Source organism: Acidimicrobiia bacterium, assembly GCA_041676705.1.
Lineage (GTDB): Bacteria > Actinomycetota > Acidimicrobiia > Acidimicrobiales > SKKL01 > Actinomarinicola.
The window spans coordinates 1-17,799 of record JBAYRL010000009.1 but is presented as its reverse complement, the minus strand read 5'-3'; the positions used below and the strand labels follow the sequence as shown (position 1 = coordinate 17,799).

The window sequence follows — 17,799 nt, the reverse complement described above, 5'->3', positions numbered from 1 at the left end:
AGCGCTATGTTAGTTGTGTTTGGGGTAGCGTTACATTTAGGTACCACACCCAACAAGCCTGACACCTCTACAAACGCTTCGGTACGTAACGATGTAGCTACCCTAAGGTTTCTAGCGTTTAACGCTCACCAACAGCTCACAATGGGAGCTTTGGAACTAGACCCTCTTTGGATAGACCAAATCACCCAACTCACCAAAACCCATGTTGACTCGACGGGGAACACAGCTGTTAACCAAGGTTGGTTGGGTGTGGCCACAAGTTTGGAACACATACAAAACGGGGATTTTGCTACAGGTGTAAACATGTTGGTACGAACAGCGGACATGTTGGCTTTAGCGACGTTTGGTTCAAACCTTGGTGTAGACCCTTCCCCACACCAAAACAATAATGTTCCACCAACACCAAAAGGTGTACAGCCCACCACACCACCCAAACTAAACACCCCAAACCTTAACTAACCTGCCAATATTTTCTCTAGGACAGCTGGTGGGTGGTGACACAAAACTAGACACAGGTAACCCTTGTGGCTAGGTAGGAAACCAGACCTGTGGATCTATATCGGTTCGTTGTTGAGGGTGTTGGGTTTAGTTTGGGGTGCCGCTAAAGGTGTTGTTACTAAACTTTCATTGATCTAGAAAGCTGCGTTACCTCATGTTTATGAAACGGTTACCAAAAACTGTTGTAGCGTTGCTGTTAGTGTCTGTGGCAACGCTTACCAGCACTGTCACAGCCTCAGCAACACCTATACCTCCAATATCGCCTAAACCTCACAGCTCTACCACCGTCGACCCCTCTGGCGTACCCGACACAGAAAACGTGGTGTCATCAACAACAGTTGAGGAAACAACCACGACATCATCGTCGTTGGTTTCTCCGTCCTCAACAACAAGCTACCCCGATTCGGTGTTTCGTTGGGAAGATAGCAGCCCTGAGGTGTTACGACAACGGTACGGTTCGTTAACTTCGGCGATGATTGGGGTATGGTCAGGCCAACAAGACCCCACAAGTTTTTTTAGTGCTAACCGTTCAGGTATTGCTGAAGTGCTGCAACGACCTACCGTAGCTTCTTTAGAACCCGTTTCGTTTGTTGAGCTACAAAAAGTTCTAGAAACCTCGGGTGTTGCACCGTCGTTTAATAACGGGTTTGTTGCATATTCGCAACAGTTAGCATCCAAAGCCCAGTCTATTGAAAATAGTGTGGCCTCTGCTGGTGCGGGTTGGGCGCAACGGTTAGAAACTTTGACAGCCCCGCAACTGTTATCTCCAAACGTGCCCCAAAGTGATGTTTCTGCGCAAACCGCTGCTCTTTTCGGGATGCTGTTGGAACGTACAACCACTGCTTTTGCTACCGATTTCCCAGATCTTTACAGCCAAGTTGTAAACACTAGGATTAGTAACCCACAAGCGTTAGCCGCTTGGGATCGTTCTATGGAAGCAGCGTTTGTGGCGTCTCAACCGGACCGTAACGATGGTTTGTTAGCCCCATGTCAAGCAACTTTGATGGCCGCGTTATCTTCTGGTCAAGATCCTCGCCTAAGTTCAGATTGTGGCCAATGTGCGGCCACAGGTATCTATCTGAACCGTCACATGAGAAACGTGGTAGGGGGTGTTGGTGAGCTAAGCGCCAACGAGTTTGAGCTTCCACCCACAGATTTTCAACAGCTGCCGTTGTGGCAACAAAATCTCGTAGTTCAACAAAACCCGGCGTTTGGTAAAGCTTTGTTGGACCAAACTTTAGAACCCAAACCAGACTGTTACGAACCTGGGGTCGGGTCAAACGTGTTGAACCAGATAGTTCCTAACTTGTGGGACCGTCTCAAAACCACTCCCTAAATAGGTTGCTAGAAGCTTTGTTCGAAACACCAAGGTTTCAGGGTTGTTTGGTTTAATGTTTCGTAGTTACCTTCTGGCATTTTCTCGCGGGCTACAACACGATACCTACCATTAGTGTTTCCTAGCTTAACAGGGCACACCTTCATACGACGATTTTATGCCTACCCTGTGATTTCAGGGTGAATCGGTTATCTGTAGCTACCTGTCATCCCGTTTTGTGTGGGGGACTGTTTGTAGATCAGGTTTGTAACTCGGGAGACCAGCGTTGTTTGTGCTGGGGGTTTTAAACCAAAAATGCTCTGCCCTTTCATAATCGAATAAGGCAGAGCATCGTAATCATCTTTCGTAGAACGATGGGGGTATTTCCATCGTGTGCAGTTTTTCAGGGCTGCTAGGGGTTTCAGTGTTGTTTTCGCTGGTGTCGGTATCAGGTTGGGTTGGTGTTTGACCCCAAAACTCTTGCACCGATTCTGTAGCGGTGCTTGTCACTCTTTGACGTGTGACCGCTACCAGCACTCCAAGTAAAGGCAACCCCAACGCGAGGAAAGCAAACACAGGTATAGAAGTTCCTGTGGTTGTTTCTGGAAGGGTTCGTGTTAAACCCAACAGCAACCCGCACCAGATGTGCATATAGAGAATCTCCTTTGTGTGTTGCTTTGTTGTAGAGCTACGTCTTTAACCCACATTTAGAGCGACACTCTTCGCCGCAACTTTAACGGAACGGTCATCGTTTCTAACCCCACAAACCTGCTGGGGCGCCTTTGTTGTTTGACGCCTTGTTTGTGAGGAATACCGATGTCTGCTCTTAACACTTCTAACACTGTTACTGTCCCGTCAGCTGTCTCTGACACTTCTTTTGAAAACCCTAACGCTACGCGCAACGTTAGGCGTTGGCGCCGTGTACCTACACCACCCGCCCCAACCACCAACCCAGAACATGTGGTGGGCAGGTCTGTGGGGGGGAACCTGTCACAACTTAGCGCGCTGTCGGCGTGGCAACGCCGCATGGAACGCTACCCACAACTGGACGCTGCTGCTCAAGGGGAACTTCATAAACAGTATCGTATGGGCCGCGCCGCAGCTGAAGAGTTGATGCTTATCGAACGTCGCGGTGCTCGTAACATGTCGTCTAAAACGGTACGGGAACTGCAACGCCAAGTTGTGTTAGGTGACAAAGCAATGGACGGTTTAGTTGGCGCTAATTTTCGCCTGGTTTTACTTATCTGTAGAGAAAACGCTGAACGTCGTTTCGGTCGGGACCGTGCCCGTGAAATTATGGGGGACCTGGTAGGGGAAGCGAACGTAGCTTTAGTAGAAGCCATAACACAGTTTGACCCTGAAAAAGGGCCTTCGTTTCCGACGTACGCGGCTCGTGTTGTTAGAGATCTAGTTCGAGCAGAAATTGACCGGGAAGGACCGGTCAGGTTGTCACCTTCTTGGGCTCGTTTAAAAAGAATAGCGGCGGTACGGATACCGCAGCTAGCAACCGAACTTGGTCGTACCCCCTCAGAAACCGAAATCAAAGAAGCTTTACTGGAACGTTGCATGGCATGGGCCGAAGAAAAACTAACGCCCGAACAACGACTGTTACCCCTAGAGGAACGTGAAGCTATAAAAACTTTCAAACTTCGCAAACAAGGAATGTTAGGCGGGATTGAAGCGTTACCTCACCTGTTGATGGTTTCAGGCACTGTAGGGAGTTTGGATGTATCTGTTGGGGATGATAACTCGATGACTGTCGCAGATTTTTTGGTGTCTGGAATGGTAGATCCTCTAGAAGCTGTGACCCAACAACAACTCTCAACAGAACTAGAAGCAATGCTTGCCGATCTGCCAGAGCGGGAACGTACTATTATCCAGCTCCGTTTTGGTTTCGATAACCAAAAACAATGGACCTACAAAATGTTGGGCGACAAATTTGGGATAACAGCTGAACGGGTACGACAACTGGAACGTAACGTTATCCGCCGGTTACGTTCCCCGAGCCTTGCACGTGATCGTCTCGCCGAGTTCCTACCTGGTTTGGACCACACCAAACTAGAAGACCCTACATTTCTTCAATAACCTGGCGCCGCTGTTCAGCTACAGAGACAACGTTCGTTGCTGAGGCGCTAGCTGGTGGTGTTGGTTTGTTAAGCGCCGACCAGTTTCGGGTTTAGGGGGTGAAGCGGGGTTTAAGAGTTTTGTGCTAACCACTGTTCAAACGGGTCGTCTAAAACCTCAGCGTCACTTTGGGTGGGTGGTGGTTGGTTTCCAGGGTCAGGGTTTAAACCTGTTTCGGTGCCCAAAAAACTGGTTGTAGGTAACAGCTCAGGTTCGTCCTCGCTAGAGAGCTCAAAGTCTGGTTCTACGGGCTCAATACCAGGTTCGGGTTGGGTGGTTTCTGTGGTGGGCGTAAAAGCTGTGGTCCCCCAACCAGCGTGTTGAACCTGAGGTAGGGTTCCCCAACTAGTACCAACATCTTCCGCAGAGGGCGGTATGGTAGGGATCCAGTTGCTGTCAGGGAAACGTCGAAACCATTGCCCGCTTGACGCCCCGATAGTCCATTCGGTCCCATCTGGTGCGGAGATCACAAGTTTGGAAAGCAGCCCGGCATAATCAACTTTAGAAATACTATGAGCGTTGTACTCGGCTTTAGCTTGTGTTGCGCGGCGTACAAGCTCTTCAAAAGAAGCTGGTAGGATCGAAGGTTCATCCAGTTCGGAACGTAACGTACCGAACGAAACATCTGTATTTAACATGTTTGTACCCTGACCAGTTGTTGTGTTCCCATATGTGTGTGTTTCGTGGTGTGTCACACAAACAACAATCGTCAAAACGGACAGTCATGTTTGTGACACCAAAGTTAGAGTACACGGTGCCTGATTATATTTGGTCTGCAACTAGCACATCACACTAGTTGTTACAGAAAAACAGTTATCTCAAAAATGTTGGGGATGTATAACAATTTGGTGGCCGGGTTCCACATCGAGACCTACGGTAGCTAGCCGTGCGATATGTTCAGCAGTGAAAGTTTGGACCCAGACACGTATAGCACCAGCACCTATTTTGCTAAGTTGTGTTGCTTCGGTGGGGTCACAAACATACACTGGTTGGTTATCAACCCCAAATATAGTGGCGGTTGTGTCCCGGTGGTGTTCCCAACCAGTGACCGCAACAGTGGTTTTGGGGGTTTTTAGACGGAACCCTCCCAAAGGATCGGCGCCTAAGAGGTGTGTGGCGTTTAACTTTATATCGGGGTGGGTGTAACCATATTGGTGTAACCGGTTCGTATGGCCAGGTTGCCCCCAAACAAGACCCCACCCGTCCGCTAAATGACGGCTCGCGTAAAGAGCAGCTTCAGCCAGCGCTGCGGCGGTATTAGCGTCAAGAACAACAACTTTGTCAGGGGTGTTTGCTAAAGCGGCGGTGACGTTACGCATAGGATGATCGGTAGCTAGTTGGAAGCTGATCGTTCCCCATATTTCCGGGGTTCCTACCTGGGTGGTTTCGGTCCAAGTGTTAAACCATTGTTGAAAGATTTGGGTGTGGTGTTCGAAGCTGGGTAGCGGACCGCCTGTCGGGTTGAACACATGGGGTGTTATGTAGGACACTACCTGTTGGTCATAAAGGACAGGCACCGCGAAATGTTCCAGTTCAACTGGTGGGGTTGGTGGGTTGGGAACAACCGTTACCGCTACTAGAGGTTCCAACCCGAAACGTTGGGACTTCAACACTTGCTCCTAACTAAAGCGAAAACGGTTTGACGTTATTTTGACGATAACCCCAAGGTTTCCACATATTAGCAACAATGGGTAGCGGGGCGACACTACAGCGATGTTTGGATAGCGGAGGAGCCCTGAAACCCAAATGGAAAAGGCATACAAATCCTGGTCGCAAGTCCAAACCCGTCTCTCGTTTGATGTTTTGGTAGCACCAACAACGCTCCGATTGTCACTTGTAGGTGTCCAAGTAGTGGTAGAAACAACTCCTTCGGATTTAGATCAGGTTTGGCAACAACTTGTTAACGTTGGTATTTCCCCAACCATAAACACCGAAAGTGATCTGTGGTTCCCTATCCAAAACCTGGAACGTCTTGTTGGGGTAGATGAAAGTGTCACGGTGCTATGTGACCCTAACATTGCACCGTTTTGGAATCTGGCTAAACACCCACCCAAAACAGGTGGTGCTGCTGTTTTAACAAAAACTGGTGACCACCAACTGAACCTTCGTTGGGAAAGCGACATGTTTGTGTGGGACGAAAAAATCGGGTCTGACACTTTGAACGCTCTTGTAACATCCAACCTGGTTTTTGTTGCTGATGATGATGTGTGGGAACTCATAGAACAAACCAGTTCCACCCCCGAAACTATTGGTCAATGTTCTCTCAACCTGGATGGTTTCATAGAGATCGTTTCAACAGTGCCACAACTGGTTGAAAAAGCCCCGATCCCTGGACTGTTCCGGTTATCCCCAACCCATTTCGGGGTGTCTGTAGCGTTTGCCAACCACGTGTTAGGGGACCCGGCTTTTATTTGGGAGGGCCCTAAACCAGAGCTGTCATATCAGAAACCAAACGTTAAACCACCTTTACCGGTACCACTGTCGAAACATGTTGAAACCGATTTGGAACTCATCACCCAAAAACTTGAGTTGCTACAGGCAGCTATGGTGGTGTGGGAATCAGGGCTAGGGAAACGTATCGTGGTGTTAGCAGCCTTAGAAACCCTAGACGCGTGGCCCGCGCTGATTGTTACCACCCCAGCGAACATTTGGTTGTGGCAACGACATTTAAACCTGTTCGCTAAACAATGTGAAATCATCCCAGATAGCGGCGATGCCCATATTGTTACCTACCATGATTTAGCTAAAGGTACTAGTGTAGGGTCCCCACAGGCCATCATTTTTGATGATCTTGACACCCAAGAAGCGCTAGTACCACAAGCCCGTATCGCCTGTCACCGTTTCGATACTTTGTTGGACACCTACCGTATAGGGTTGGCGGGGAGTTGGCCCACAAACCCTAACGACACTGTAGAAATGTTAGGTTTGTTAAAACCTGCAGAGTTCAACCCGAACATCCCAATACCGTTACGATACCCGCTAACAACTTTTGAACGGTTCGGGGACCATGTGGGCACATATCTTTCAACCCGAACAACCCGAGACACCGAAACACAAAACGTTGAAAACACTGTCGGGTTTAGACGTTCCACTATCCGAAGAGTAGAACCTTCACCACAACTCATACAAACACAAAACAAGCTGTTATCGGCTGCGCCACCATCACTTTCAAAACTGTCAAAAACTATAGAGATAACATCAAGAGGTACTGAACAGGTTGCTTCCCCTAAACTCGCAGCAGTAGTTTCACAAACCCAGTTCCACACACAAAAACAACGCTCGGTTGCGGTGCTGTGCCGTCATGCCAGCACTGTCGAGTTGTTACATGTGCTTTTACGTCCCCAAAACCTGTTTTATGTTGATGTGTTACACCAAAGAACACCAGCAGAACCTAAAACAGGGGTTACTATAATCCGTTTCGGTGAAACGCTACCGGATCTAACAGGTTTTGATGTTGTGATCGTGGTGGATATGCCTTGGTCTTCAGCTGTGCTTGACGAAGCGGTCGGCCCACCCGGAGGGAACCACGGAACACGTCTCGTTATCGTTTGTCACAGTGACGGCACGATCGATGACCGTTTAGCGATTTTGGCTGCTATTAGACGTTCTAGTGGAGAAATTAACCCGCCAACTGAAGAGGAACTGCCTTGGCTGTTATCAAACCGGCTTCCCTGACCAGCGAATTTAATCTTTACGGTTTAACCCTTTTAATGTGGGACGGTTACCGTCATGTCTAAAACACGGGAACGTGCGATCGCACGGCAAAGCAAACTTTTAGGGTTACAACAAGAAACCCCGCCGTGGTTCCCTATTTTAATGGGTGGTTTAGGGGTCGTGTTAGGACTTGTGTTGGTGTGGGGTTTAATGTCCCCATCCACCCCGGCAACTGCCCCTGAACCGAACCCGTTAAAAGATCTGTTGGAACACGGCCCAACAACACCCCAAGACCCCACCACCCCGGTATCTGTCCCACCGCTAGCCGACCCGGAAAACCCAATCAGCGAACCTGGTGTAGACCCAACCGAAAATGTTGTTTTGGTGAACAGTCGGGGCGAAACGGTGGAAGTACCCGCCGTAGCGGTGTTAGCAGCAACCAGCTTTTTAGAAGAACGCTACCCAGAAGGTCTCACTATTCACACTATGACTGTGACCGTGATGAGCGGCGATCGTTACGTTTTATTAGCAGAGATAACACGCCATCTTGAAAACAGCGCTCCGGTAACGCTTTGGCCTTCTATAGAAGTTGTTCTCCAAAACAACCTTTGGGTAGCGCAGAGCCTGTAACCCCCAAACAACACTAGTAGCCCTATCCCTGATGGCCACAAAAACCGGGGCAACCAGGATGTGTGGTGGGTGTTGTGAGAAACCGGTCTGGTTTCCAAGCTAGGGAAACGTTGGTTTAGTTTTGATAAACTAAACCGGCAAAGTCGGACACTTCCGGGCTGAACCGGTTGGGTGTCACAAAAATGTTCGGCAACCCGTCGGTTCTTTCCAGTTCTAAAAAGGTGGGGTCATCAGGTTTGATACATGTCCCATCAGAGAAACATTCGCGGGTCCCGGCGGTGATCGCCAAGTTTTCTTTAGCTAACACATACTGGACTTCTAACACAGCTATCGCAAGATTGTTTAGCGGGGTATCCCCTATGATTCCTCGACTGTCTGCTTCTACAGCATTGGATGCTTGTTTACAGTATTGTTGGGCTTGGTCAAAGTCGTCTAGGGAAATCAGTTCCCAGCTTTGTAACATATTCCAGCGGTCAAAACATTGATTGACGAGCTCTACCGTGCTAGAGCGAATAGGTTGTTGTTCAGCTAAAGTCAACATAGAAGTAGATGTTGTTGTGTTAGCTGTGACGCTTGTCTGGGTAGCTTCAGAGCTAGTTGGGTTGGTGGTGTCGGCTTCGGTGGTAGTTTCGGGAGGGTTGCTACATGCTGCTAACAACAACAGGGCGCTTGTTGTGAGCAAAACAACTTTTTTAGTGACCCTCATAACTGTCCCTTGCTTGTTGTGTGTTTAGGTTGAGCGTCACTCTAGCGTATCAACACACATCTAGAGCGACGGTCACCTATAAAGGTGGGACATGTTAGGGGTGTGTTGGGGACAGTCACCCCCTTGGGGGGTTAGCCCGAAAAGGTGAAGGTGTCAGTCAAGTAGATATGGGTTGTCACTACCGATTGGGGTGGTGTCACGGCTGGTTTGAGAAGGTTTTTCAACACTTGTTGTGTTGGCGACCGTTTCGGGTTGGTTTAACGCTCGCTTAGCATACTGGGAACTGCTATTTGTTGTAGAGGACACCGCTGGTGGGGCTGGTGTGGGGGTGTTTATCGTTTGGGGGGTGCTATGTTGTTGTTGTTGTTGTTGTTGTTGTTGTTGTTGGTAGGTTTCACAGTTTGTTTGTAGAGGACACCAAGAACAACTTTCCCCAAGCTGGGTGGTTGGTGTGCGGGTTCCTGTGAGTAGTTCCACCCAGTTAGTAACAGCTTCAACGACAAGGTTAGCTGTTTCGGTTAATGTTTCGGGGGTAACATCAGGTGGGGTCCATTCCCCGGAAGCTAAAGAATACACTGTTGAACGATATGGTGGGACACCGTTTCTAAGTGCTGCTACCAGAGCGTAAAAACCGGCTTCGATCAGGTGGTTGTCTCGTAGCGCACCAGATTTGAAATCGGTTATAAACATGGTTTGGCGTCCGTCGGGGCGGGGTCGCCCTAAAACCAGGTCGGGTCTGGTAGACAGGGTTAGTTTACCGATTTTGATATGGGAACGTTCTTCAAAACGGGGTGTCCACCCATCGTCAAGAGGTGGGAAGGAATCGGTATAGGAACATACCCGTGAAGTTGCTTCGCTGATCAAATCTGACTGGGTTCCATCGTCAGCGTTTACCCAAAAAGTTTCAAAACCGGTGTCTTTGATGCTGCTATCAACCGCTGCACGTACATAGTGAGCCATAGTTTTACCGGGGTGGGTGTGTGCCAACTGGATTGCTTTGTGAGACACAATACCAATAGCAGCCGCTGTCCCGATTTTGTAGGGTTCTTGACTGTTTTGTTGATAAACCAGCAACGTTTCACAACCTAAGGCTGCTACTAGCTGGCTTTTACCAAACCACAACCGCTGTTCCGTCCAGTTTTTCAACGCGTCTTCAGTACCGGCTTTAATAAAAGCGTACAGGTCAGACACTAGGGTTTTAGGGGCTGTGGGCCTACTCGCACCAATACCTAACAACTCGTCAAAAACTCGTATTTGGGTTGGTGTTAATCTTGGGGGTGGTGGCGCTAACCGGGCCCCGCCACTATGGGGTCGGAAATGTTCGTTGTGTAAAGGAAACAACGGTTTCACATTTTGTTGTGGTTGTAACGTTTCAAAAGTGTGTGCCATTGTAGCTCCACAAACAACAAGTCTTTTAAATACTGTGACCGAAACATGCGGGTTTGCACAGATCACAATCTGACGAACGGTGTTAAAACCCTGCCGGGTTCTCCTGAAGCCAAAACTGGAACCTAACCTGATAGGTGTCTAACACGAACCTTTTAACACATCACCGTATAGCTAGTGTAGCAACCTGAAACTAAAACCAGTGTTAAAGACTTTTAAGGCCTCGTAGGTTGTTTAGAAACCTTGGGTAGCTTTGTTGTTAAAACACTGGGTGATGGTCACACACCTAAAAAGCTGTAAAGACAAGCGTCGCGTAATAGCACCGGCAGCGGAGCAGTTATGGGACATTTGTTGGGGTTTGCCTTTGTCGGGGGCGGTGTGAAAAGTAAAGAACCCCTACCGCCCAGTAATGAACTGAGCTGCGGTAGGGGTTCTTTGGGGAAAACGTGTGGGTGGGGTTACTCAGCACCGTTTTCGTGGCTGGGCCGTATAAACGTGGCTGGCTGATCTGTTTTTTCAAGCAGACCTGTCGTAGCAAACTTGTGGGTTTGGCCACGTACAGAGCCAGGGGTGGTTTCTAGACCGTGTGACAACACCAGCTCATAAATTTCTGAGGTGTGCATAGGGATGTCATAGGGCATGTATTCTTCAATAACAGACCTTAGGGTTGGGCCTCCACTAGCTGCGGGCCGTCCCCGTGGTTTACGGGCAGGTTTAGCAGCAGGTTCCGCTGTGGGGGCTGTTGGTGTGGTTGGTGTTTGGGTTGTGGCAGGCTGGTTGTTGCTAGGTGTTGGTGTAGCAGCCTGTGGGGCAGCGTCGGTGCTAACTGTAGGGACGTTGCTAGAGGTGTCACCCACGGACAGGTTGGAAAGCATCTCCTCTAGGAGTTCTAACGTACGGTCTATACCGGCGCGTTGTTCTAACAGCCCAGCTTTAGCCGCTTCCAAGTTTTCTATAGGTGTGATCATGACAACAGTGTACATAACAGGTAACAAAAAAGACACAGTTATCTGACGTTTTTGTTACCAACGGTTCAGCGTTGTGTTCTCCAACCAGGTTTTTGTTGGGTTGTGGAGAGTTTCATGTGACTGTGTACGGGGATGTTTCTGTGTGGGGTGTTTGCCCAGGGGTTCGTTAGACCCAGATGTTAAGTAACCTTACAGAACTGGTTGTGGAGATGGGAAGAAACCAGTGGTGGTGCTGGTTAAAGCAGTGTTCGTTTAAGGATCGTTACTGGTTCTGTTTCATACAACTCGGGGCCTTGTCGAAAAGTGTCAAGATTGACGGTTTCGTTACTAGACACTGTTTCCGGGTATAGAGTTTCAAAAACGGTGGGGTTATCTACAAGCCCTGTTCGGATGACCGCTTCAGTAAGTGGAACTATGTTTGTGGTTGGTAGCGGGTCAGGTGTCATAACGATAGAAACTAGTAGGTAAACGTTGTTGTAAGCCATCTAGGGGCGGTAACCAAAACTGTCCACCAAAGCTGTGTTTTTGGGTACAACCATAATCCCAAACCATGCCAGAGTTCTAAAACCGGGTGTTGGTCGCAAAACTTGGGTGGTTGTGTTGCCTGGTAGCACCTTGGGCAGCCTGGTTTGGCTCTAACGGTTGGGCAACATGTCTTCTTTAACGTTTTTGATGAGAGCTGAAACGTTTGGTTTTGACTCTCCAACACCGTGGGCGTTGCCTGCTTTAGAGTTGTTGTTTTCGGTGCCTAGAGCTTATGTGGATTTGGTTGAGGCGTGGGATCGTCGCCACCCTGGTGTAAAACGTACGTTAAACCAGCTTGTCGATTTAGGTTTTGTTGGGTACCAGGCGGGACTTGTTGTTGATGTGCGTACTGGGCGTAGCGCCAAAACACTTTCAAAACCTGTTAATAGGTGGCGTACAACAGCTGCTGGGAAACGTTTAGCAGCCCAAACCCGAGAAGATGTGCGTGTGTTGGAGGATCGTTGGCCAAAAATCAAAGGGGACAACGTTGCTGGGGTTGCTAAACTTTTAGAAGTTTTAGATTTAGATCGTGGCGCAGCTAGATGGGGGTTATCAGCTGCGCATGCGGTTGAGTTGTCCGGGTTGGCGGGTCGTTCAGGTCGGTGGTGGATACAAAAATTTGTTGATGAAAACCTGGTACGGGCAGCCGATGAAAAAGTAGGGGACCAGCGCGAAATTGTTCCGCCACATTGGAGAATCACGAAAGACCTTTGTCAACAACTCGTTATCGTTTTTGATGAGTACCCCGAATGGCAGCATCTAAAAAAAGAGTTTCGGTTGCAACGGTCCCGGTTTTTGGATGATATTGAACCGGCCCGTATATCAGCGTCGGGTGCCACCGATTTTGACCATGATGTAGAAGCCCAACGGATAGTAGCCACTTTGCTAGGCTCACCGGGTTGCGCCGCTGAAGGTGTTTTTGCTGTAGAGCCACGCATTTTTTTGGCAGCCAACCAACAGGTCAAACCATGGCAGTTTTCACGTGAAGGTACAGGCCATGTGTTTTACCAGCCAGACGCGTTACTAACCGAAATTTGGGTTAAAGATGGGGTTCGTAGCGTAGTGAAAAGTGTTGTGGAGTATGAACGGTTTCAAACGAGACGCGACGGGTGGGCCCACATCGAACGTTTTTGTGGATATCTTGCTAACAACACGTTACCTTTTGAAGATGCTGTGTTACGTTTCGTGCTCGACTCGGAAGCCCGTCTACGGTCTTATGTGTCGTTGATAGAAGCATTCAGTGATTATGCTTTAGATTATCCGTCTAGAATGCCGCGAAACAATGTTGTGTTGGCGGTAACCACCAAATCTAGATTAAAAACAGCGTCCGACCCGTTAGATAACAATGCGTGGTTCAGGGTCCGTCTCCCTAACCAACCAAACGCTCAAAATGTTCAACCGTTGCTCCATGCTACGAGCAACAACCCTCACTATGACACCTATTTTGGGCGGCGGTAGTGGCGACACTGGACGAATCATGACAAGAGCGGCCCCTATCCCTAAACTTTCCCGCGAAGCCCGTAAACGTAAACAGTTACGTGACGGCGCGAAAGCGTGGGGTAAAGCATCCCGAGGGTTCGATCCGGCTACCGGCAAACGGTCTTTAGCAGCGATTATCGAAGCGCAACAACTAGCAGAATCCACAACACCAAACTTGGTACCCCCTAAAAAACCGTTGGTTGGTTTCAGTGCCGGTATTTTGTTAGTCCTGGCCGGCTGGTTTGTGACCACCAGTTTTATGTTTTGGGGTAAAAACTCTTGGCTGGGTTTAAAAGGTGTGGGGGCCATAGCCGGGCTGGTCCTGTTAGTTACCGGTTTGCGGGTTATATGGCGTTTCGGTATTTGGTTAAAAACCAGGTTTTGGTTTGGGGGTATCGCAACAATTTTGGCCATAGTTGGGGTGTGGGCAACTGGGCTGGTTACCCAACCCCATATCGATGGCCGCCCGATCAGACAAACATCTGCCACCGCAGCAGCTATACGTACTGTTGACCAGCTACGCAACGACCTTTACACCTTAGCAGCCTTAGACGAGTTTCTAGTTATGGATCTGGCTACGGCCAGGTTACATCGAAACGACCTGGTGGCGGCTCGTAACACACTACGGCTAATAGCAGATCGGTATCAAAACGTTTCCTCTGCCCCGAACGAGCAGCTCCTAACCGCTCAACGTTCAACGCGCAACGCTGCTGCGGTGGGGGTTACATTGTTCGAAAAATTTGAACAGCTTGTTTTAGGGTGGGATAACAACTTGTCTCGCGAAGTTGACACGTTAAGAGAAACCTATGTCACTGAAGTGATTCGCGCAGGGGAATACACCCGCTGGGGTGCTAACGAAGCTGGGGTTCCTTCTGGCCCGCCACAGAACGTTCAAGAATAAGTAGCTAGGTGCAGGGATCGGAACTTTGGAAACCAAACAGTTATGGGATAACACCCCTCCACAATCATTAACACGAAAAACAGTTAACACTACCTGTGGTGAGGGTTGTCGTTACCGTGGTTTGTATGAAGGCACCCAAGCCACACTTTCAGATTTAGCTTCAAAACAAGCCGCGACCCTTGCTAAACACGGCAAACTACGCAGATCGTTGATCGATCTGTTCCGCAAAAACCTGCCCCGTGAAGTGTCAGTTTTGGAAGCTAAAACCGGGTCAAAACTCTCAGATGCGACAGACGATGAACTAGTGTCCTACATCCAGTTTTTATTGATCGAAGAAATCGAAAACAGTACAGGAAACACCAAAGAAACCGTTGTAGGGGTAGAACAACTCAGACAAGCTATAGAAAACCTAGGTGTTGTGCTTGACGACTCCAACAATTTTGGGGTTTGGGCTGATCAGCTACGCCGGCATTCCCAACAACAAGCCCCGAAACCTGAACCGAAACCTGTTTTTGCACCCGAACCTCGCCGGGGTGGTTCCCAACCAATATTTACATCGGTCGGGGTTCTTTGGGCTAAACCGTGGCCTGGGTTCGAACCGAAAACGTCGTTAGCTGACCTGGTGGCCAGAACAAACCCCACACCACAAAGCGGTGAAACTAACCCCGCAAACACTGGATTTGTTGAACCAACACCCACCAACCAACCCACGAACAACACTAATTCGAAGGTTGCGGCATCTGCTGGGACGGACATCACAAACCCGGTCTCTCCGCTAGTTAAAGGCAACACCTATCCTTTACCAATGGGTGTCGCTCCTACGACCAGAACCAAACCCGACACAGCTACAACTGCTGGTATGAGTAAGGTCAACAAAGCTGTGACGGTCGAACCATCTACAAGCGAACCTTTAGAGTCGTTAGAAACTATTTTTGAAATAGTTCCCACCAAACAACCATCCAATGATGGGGTTGAAACCAAAACCCACAAGGTCTCTGTAACTACAACAGCAGATAACACTTCGCCTAGCGACGCTAACACATCAGAAACAGATCAAGAGTCTGAGAGTCCTTTACCCAACACCGGCGAAGATGACAACAATCTGGGTGTGTTGTTAGCTGAACCGGAAAACCCGTTTGATGACGAGTTTGGTTTAGAAAACAACCCTTTCGAAAACGATGTTTTCACAGGTGAGATACCCGAGGTGTTCAACACAGAGTTCGGGGAACATTTAGAAGACCCTATCGACACCGAGTTCCCACCTCTTGATGACCTCAACAGTGATACATCGGCTGTTAGCAGTGTTGAACAAACCAACCTACACACCACTACCGATGAGGTGTCACAAGATGAAACAGGTGGCAAAGCAACACAAACCTCTGAGCTTGTCACCGCAGATAAAACATCGGGTGAAGCTACTGAGGCACAAACGATAGACACCAGAAAACAGGTGGTGTCGCAACCGCTGAAACCACAGTTGTTGGTCAGCCAACCCAAATCTAAAAAGGCTGGCACCCCCGCGAAACGTAAAACGTCTAGGGTTAACGCGATCACACCAGAAAACAACATGTTTGATGTGCCACCTACAAACCTGGCGACATTAACAGAACTAACTGACGAAGCCCGAAACCGTCTTAACGCTGCTATTAGTGTGGCACGGCCAATGTTTGTTTCCGATCTGGTAGAAGTTGTCGGCAACCCTGATTTGGTGGAAGCCTATTTGGATGAGGCACGCAAAAATCTTGGGAACTCGACTGTAAGGTTTGTGGCACCAAAAGGACGGCACAAAGCCCGTGGCGAGTTGGTGTTACCTTACGGGGAGTTACGTGCCGCTAACGAAAACCGGTTAGCGAAAACATGGTGGGGTGAATGTATCCGCCTGTATCGTGGCGCTGTTTCCTACGAGATGGGAGTGTTGTTACATCGTGTAGCAGACGATTTAGTGTCCCACCGTTTCACATCCGAAACCGCTTTGTTGAGACTATCAACCCATAGAGGTATTGTTGGTATTGTTGTCGCTACTGGGAACAAGATCGGCCCTGGGGAAGCGACACGTAACGAACTAATAGAAGTGATCGGGGAACTTTTAACTGAACGGCTAGAACTTTTGGTAGTGTTAACCGTTTCTGACCCGGCATCTAAAGTTTTGTTGCCCGCTTTGGGAGAAATAGCGGTCGAGCAACGTTGGAAACCAAACATGACTGTTGTGGGTGGACGTTCTTGGGATTACGAAAACCCTTCAGGGGTCGCTTTAACCCACCTGTTTGGTTGACAATACCAACAGAGCGTTAAAAAGGTATTCTATGGACGCGTTAGGTTCAGGGCTCATAACTTTAGCAAACGGGTTCTACACTGTTACACAACGGATTGTTTCACCAACCTCAGCAGCAGTGCTAATAATTGTGTTGGGCACAGCTATCATGGGCGCGGCACGGTTAGAAGAACTGGACCGCAAATCAGCTAAACCCCAAATTGGGCGCCATTAAAAAGCCTAAACTAAAACCGGTTATCCCCCGAAAAGGACAGCTGGTGTAGTGTCACACACCACAAAGGTGGGTGGGGGTATCAACCAGTTAGGTATGTTACCTGAGACACCAAAGGTGTCTGTCTTGTTGTTCTCTATTTGTTAGCTGTTCTTTGTTGTTTGCACAGCCCGTTTTTGTTTTCTTTGTTACCACACATCTTTCACGGTAACTGTTTAAGGCCAACCATGTTTTCTGTACATACACCCTATTCAAACAACCCAACCGACCCGTTACCCCCATCACACAACATGTTCAGTGATGGTACAAACCCGCGCCCTAAAACAGGTGACACAACCAACTTTGGGTACAACACCAACACCCCTGTTTCGTCATACGGCAAAATTGTTGACACAGTGTCCCGGATTCGTGCTACACAAGGTTTGCGTGGCTACTCAGAACGGGCGGTGGAAATCGTTCGCCATATAGGGTATGTGTTGTGCATTTTAGGGTGTGTCGCGGTCACTTCCTGGGCGTTTTCAACTAGTCCGGTGTGGCGCTCCGGTGGCCAGTTGATGCTGTATTCGATAGCGTTCATGCTGGTATGTGCGGTTGTCGGTTCCGTGTTTTACGCTGATCAGCGTAAAGATATTGAGGAACAATACCGACAGTTTGTTTTTGGGATTGTGGCTTTACCGGGCACAGCGTTGGCCCTTTTTATGCGTCTAATAAACTCGATGTTAGACACCCCCAACACCGACAATGATATGTTCGCTTCTATTTTACGTGGCGACGGGTTAGGTTTGTTGTATGTTGTGGCAGTGTTAATACCTCCAGCAGTGTTCGCAAAATATGTTTTTGGTGGGTTGCGAACAATGAACAAGTCTCGTATGACAGACGAGGAACAAATGGCTGCCTGGATGCGTCAAGACGGGGCACAACACTAACACCCCACACAAATAGAAACGTAGCTTTGTAGATGTCGATACAAAGCTACGCGTCTTGGGGCAGGTGGTGTTATGGGTAACGAAACCTCTCTTGGTGAGCGCCATATTTCCACAATCTTGACGCTTGTCAGTTGTTGTTGCTACGGCACTCCCAGAGTGGCAAACCAGATCGGTAGTTACAGTCAACTTTCGAACAGGTAGCCG

Annotated in this window: 17 protein-coding genes; 10 read left to right on the top strand and 7 right to left on the bottom strand. The window is 48.8% G+C overall.

Annotated features, from left to right (window positions below; translation table 11 throughout):
• Nucleotides 1-6 precede the first annotated feature (6 nt).
• Both WC184_11295 and WC184_11290 read left to right on the top strand, forming a co-directional pair.
• Nucleotides 7-459, top strand: coding sequence for a hypothetical protein (locus WC184_11295; protein MFA7478457.1), 453 nt, complete (start codon nucleotides 7-9; stop codon nucleotides 457-459).
• A 199-nt stretch (nucleotides 460-658) separates the two neighbouring features.
• Complete coding sequence (locus tag WC184_11290) at nucleotides 659-1,834, top strand: hypothetical protein (GenBank protein ID MFA7478456.1); 1,176 nt, start codon at nucleotides 659-661, stop codon at nucleotides 1,832-1,834.
• Nucleotides 1,835-2,170: 336 nt separating this feature from the next.
• On the opposite strand, the gene WC184_11285 is transcribed toward WC184_11290, so the two are convergent.
• Complete coding sequence (locus WC184_11285; GenBank protein MFA7478455.1) at nucleotides 2,171-2,389, bottom strand: hypothetical protein; 219 nt, start codon at nucleotides 2,387-2,389, stop codon at nucleotides 2,171-2,173.
• Between the two features lie 240 nt (nucleotides 2,390-2,629).
• Here WC184_11285 and WC184_11280 point away from each other — a divergent pair, with 240 nt between their 5' ends.
• Nucleotides 2,630-3,898: a sigma-70 family RNA polymerase sigma factor gene (locus WC184_11280; GenBank protein ID MFA7478454.1), complete on the top strand. Its 1,269-nt coding sequence runs from the start codon at nucleotides 2,630-2,632 to the stop codon at nucleotides 3,896-3,898.
• Nucleotides 3,899-4,008: 110 nt separating this feature from the next.
• Here WC184_11280 and WC184_11275 read toward each other — a convergent pair whose 3' ends face one another.
• Together WC184_11275 and WC184_11270 are read right to left on the bottom strand one after the other, a co-directional pair.
• On the bottom strand, nucleotides 4,009-4,575 hold the full coding sequence (locus tag WC184_11275) for a hypothetical protein (protein ID MFA7478453.1): 567 nt from the start codon (nucleotides 4,573-4,575) through the stop codon (nucleotides 4,009-4,011).
• Nucleotides 4,576-4,755: 180 nt separating this feature from the next.
• On the bottom strand, nucleotides 4,756-5,547 hold the full coding sequence (locus tag WC184_11270; GenBank protein ID MFA7478452.1) for a hypothetical protein: 792 nt from the start codon (nucleotides 5,545-5,547) through the stop codon (nucleotides 4,756-4,758).
• Between the two features lie 136 nt (nucleotides 5,548-5,683).
• Here WC184_11270 and WC184_11265 point away from each other — a divergent pair, with 136 nt between their 5' ends.
• Nucleotides 5,684-7,612, top strand: coding sequence for a hypothetical protein (locus WC184_11265; protein ID MFA7478451.1), 1,929 nt, complete (start codon nucleotides 5,684-5,686; stop codon nucleotides 7,610-7,612).
• 54 nt (nucleotides 7,613-7,666) lie between these two features.
• Nucleotides 7,667-8,221, top strand: a complete 555-nt coding sequence (locus WC184_11260; protein MFA7478450.1) for a hypothetical protein — start codon at nucleotides 7,667-7,669, stop codon at nucleotides 8,219-8,221.
• A 115-nt stretch (nucleotides 8,222-8,336) separates the two neighbouring features.
• On the opposite strand, the gene WC184_11255 is transcribed toward WC184_11260, so the two are convergent.
• The 4 genes from WC184_11255 to WC184_11240 all read right to left on the bottom strand — a co-directional run bounded on the left by WC184_11255 (nucleotide 8,337) and on the right by WC184_11240 (nucleotide 11,766).
• Nucleotides 8,337-8,927 (bottom strand): hypothetical protein, encoded by a 591-nt coding sequence (locus tag WC184_11255; protein MFA7478449.1) that lies wholly within the window; start codon nucleotides 8,925-8,927, stop codon nucleotides 8,337-8,339.
• A gap of 153 nt (nucleotides 8,928-9,080) precedes the next feature.
• Complete coding sequence (locus WC184_11250; GenBank protein MFA7478448.1) at nucleotides 9,081-10,316, bottom strand: PD-(D/E)XK nuclease family protein; 1,236 nt, start codon at nucleotides 10,314-10,316, stop codon at nucleotides 9,081-9,083.
• A gap of 455 nt (nucleotides 10,317-10,771) precedes the next feature.
• Complete coding sequence (locus tag WC184_11245; GenBank protein ID MFA7478447.1) at nucleotides 10,772-11,281, bottom strand: hypothetical protein; 510 nt, start codon at nucleotides 11,279-11,281, stop codon at nucleotides 10,772-10,774.
• A gap of 236 nt (nucleotides 11,282-11,517) precedes the next feature.
• The gene (locus WC184_11240; protein MFA7478446.1) at nucleotides 11,518-11,766 is read right to left on the bottom strand and encodes a hypothetical protein; all 249 of its coding nucleotides are present in this window, start codon (nucleotides 11,764-11,766) and stop codon (nucleotides 11,518-11,520) included.
• Nucleotides 11,767-11,932: 166 nt separating this feature from the next.
• On the opposite strand from WC184_11240, the gene WC184_11235 reads away from it, so the two are divergent.
• The 5 genes from WC184_11235 (at nucleotide 11,933) to WC184_11215 (ending at nucleotide 17,595) form a co-directional block, all read left to right on the top strand.
• Complete coding sequence (locus WC184_11235; protein ID MFA7478445.1) at nucleotides 11,933-13,264, top strand: hypothetical protein; 1,332 nt, start codon at nucleotides 11,933-11,935, stop codon at nucleotides 13,262-13,264.
• Nucleotides 13,215-14,186 carry a hypothetical protein gene (locus WC184_11230; GenBank protein ID MFA7478444.1) on the top strand — a complete coding sequence of 324 codons (972 nt, stop codon included), beginning with the start codon at nucleotides 13,215-13,217 and terminating at the stop codon, nucleotides 14,184-14,186. The genes WC184_11235 and WC184_11230 overlap by 50 nt, the downstream gene beginning before the upstream one ends.
• A 25-nt stretch (nucleotides 14,187-14,211) precedes the next feature.
• On the top strand, nucleotides 14,212-16,458 hold the full coding sequence (locus WC184_11225) for a hypothetical protein (protein ID MFA7478443.1): 2,247 nt from the start codon (nucleotides 14,212-14,214) through the stop codon (nucleotides 16,456-16,458).
• 31 nt (nucleotides 16,459-16,489) lie between these two features.
• Complete coding sequence (locus tag WC184_11220) at nucleotides 16,490-16,672, top strand: hypothetical protein (protein ID MFA7478442.1); 183 nt, start codon at nucleotides 16,490-16,492, stop codon at nucleotides 16,670-16,672.
• A gap of 287 nt (nucleotides 16,673-16,959) precedes the next feature.
• Entirely contained in the window at nucleotides 16,960-17,595 is a 636-nt protein-coding gene (locus WC184_11215; protein ID MFA7478441.1) for a hypothetical protein, read from the top strand.
• Nucleotides 17,596-17,799: the final 204 nt, after the last annotated feature.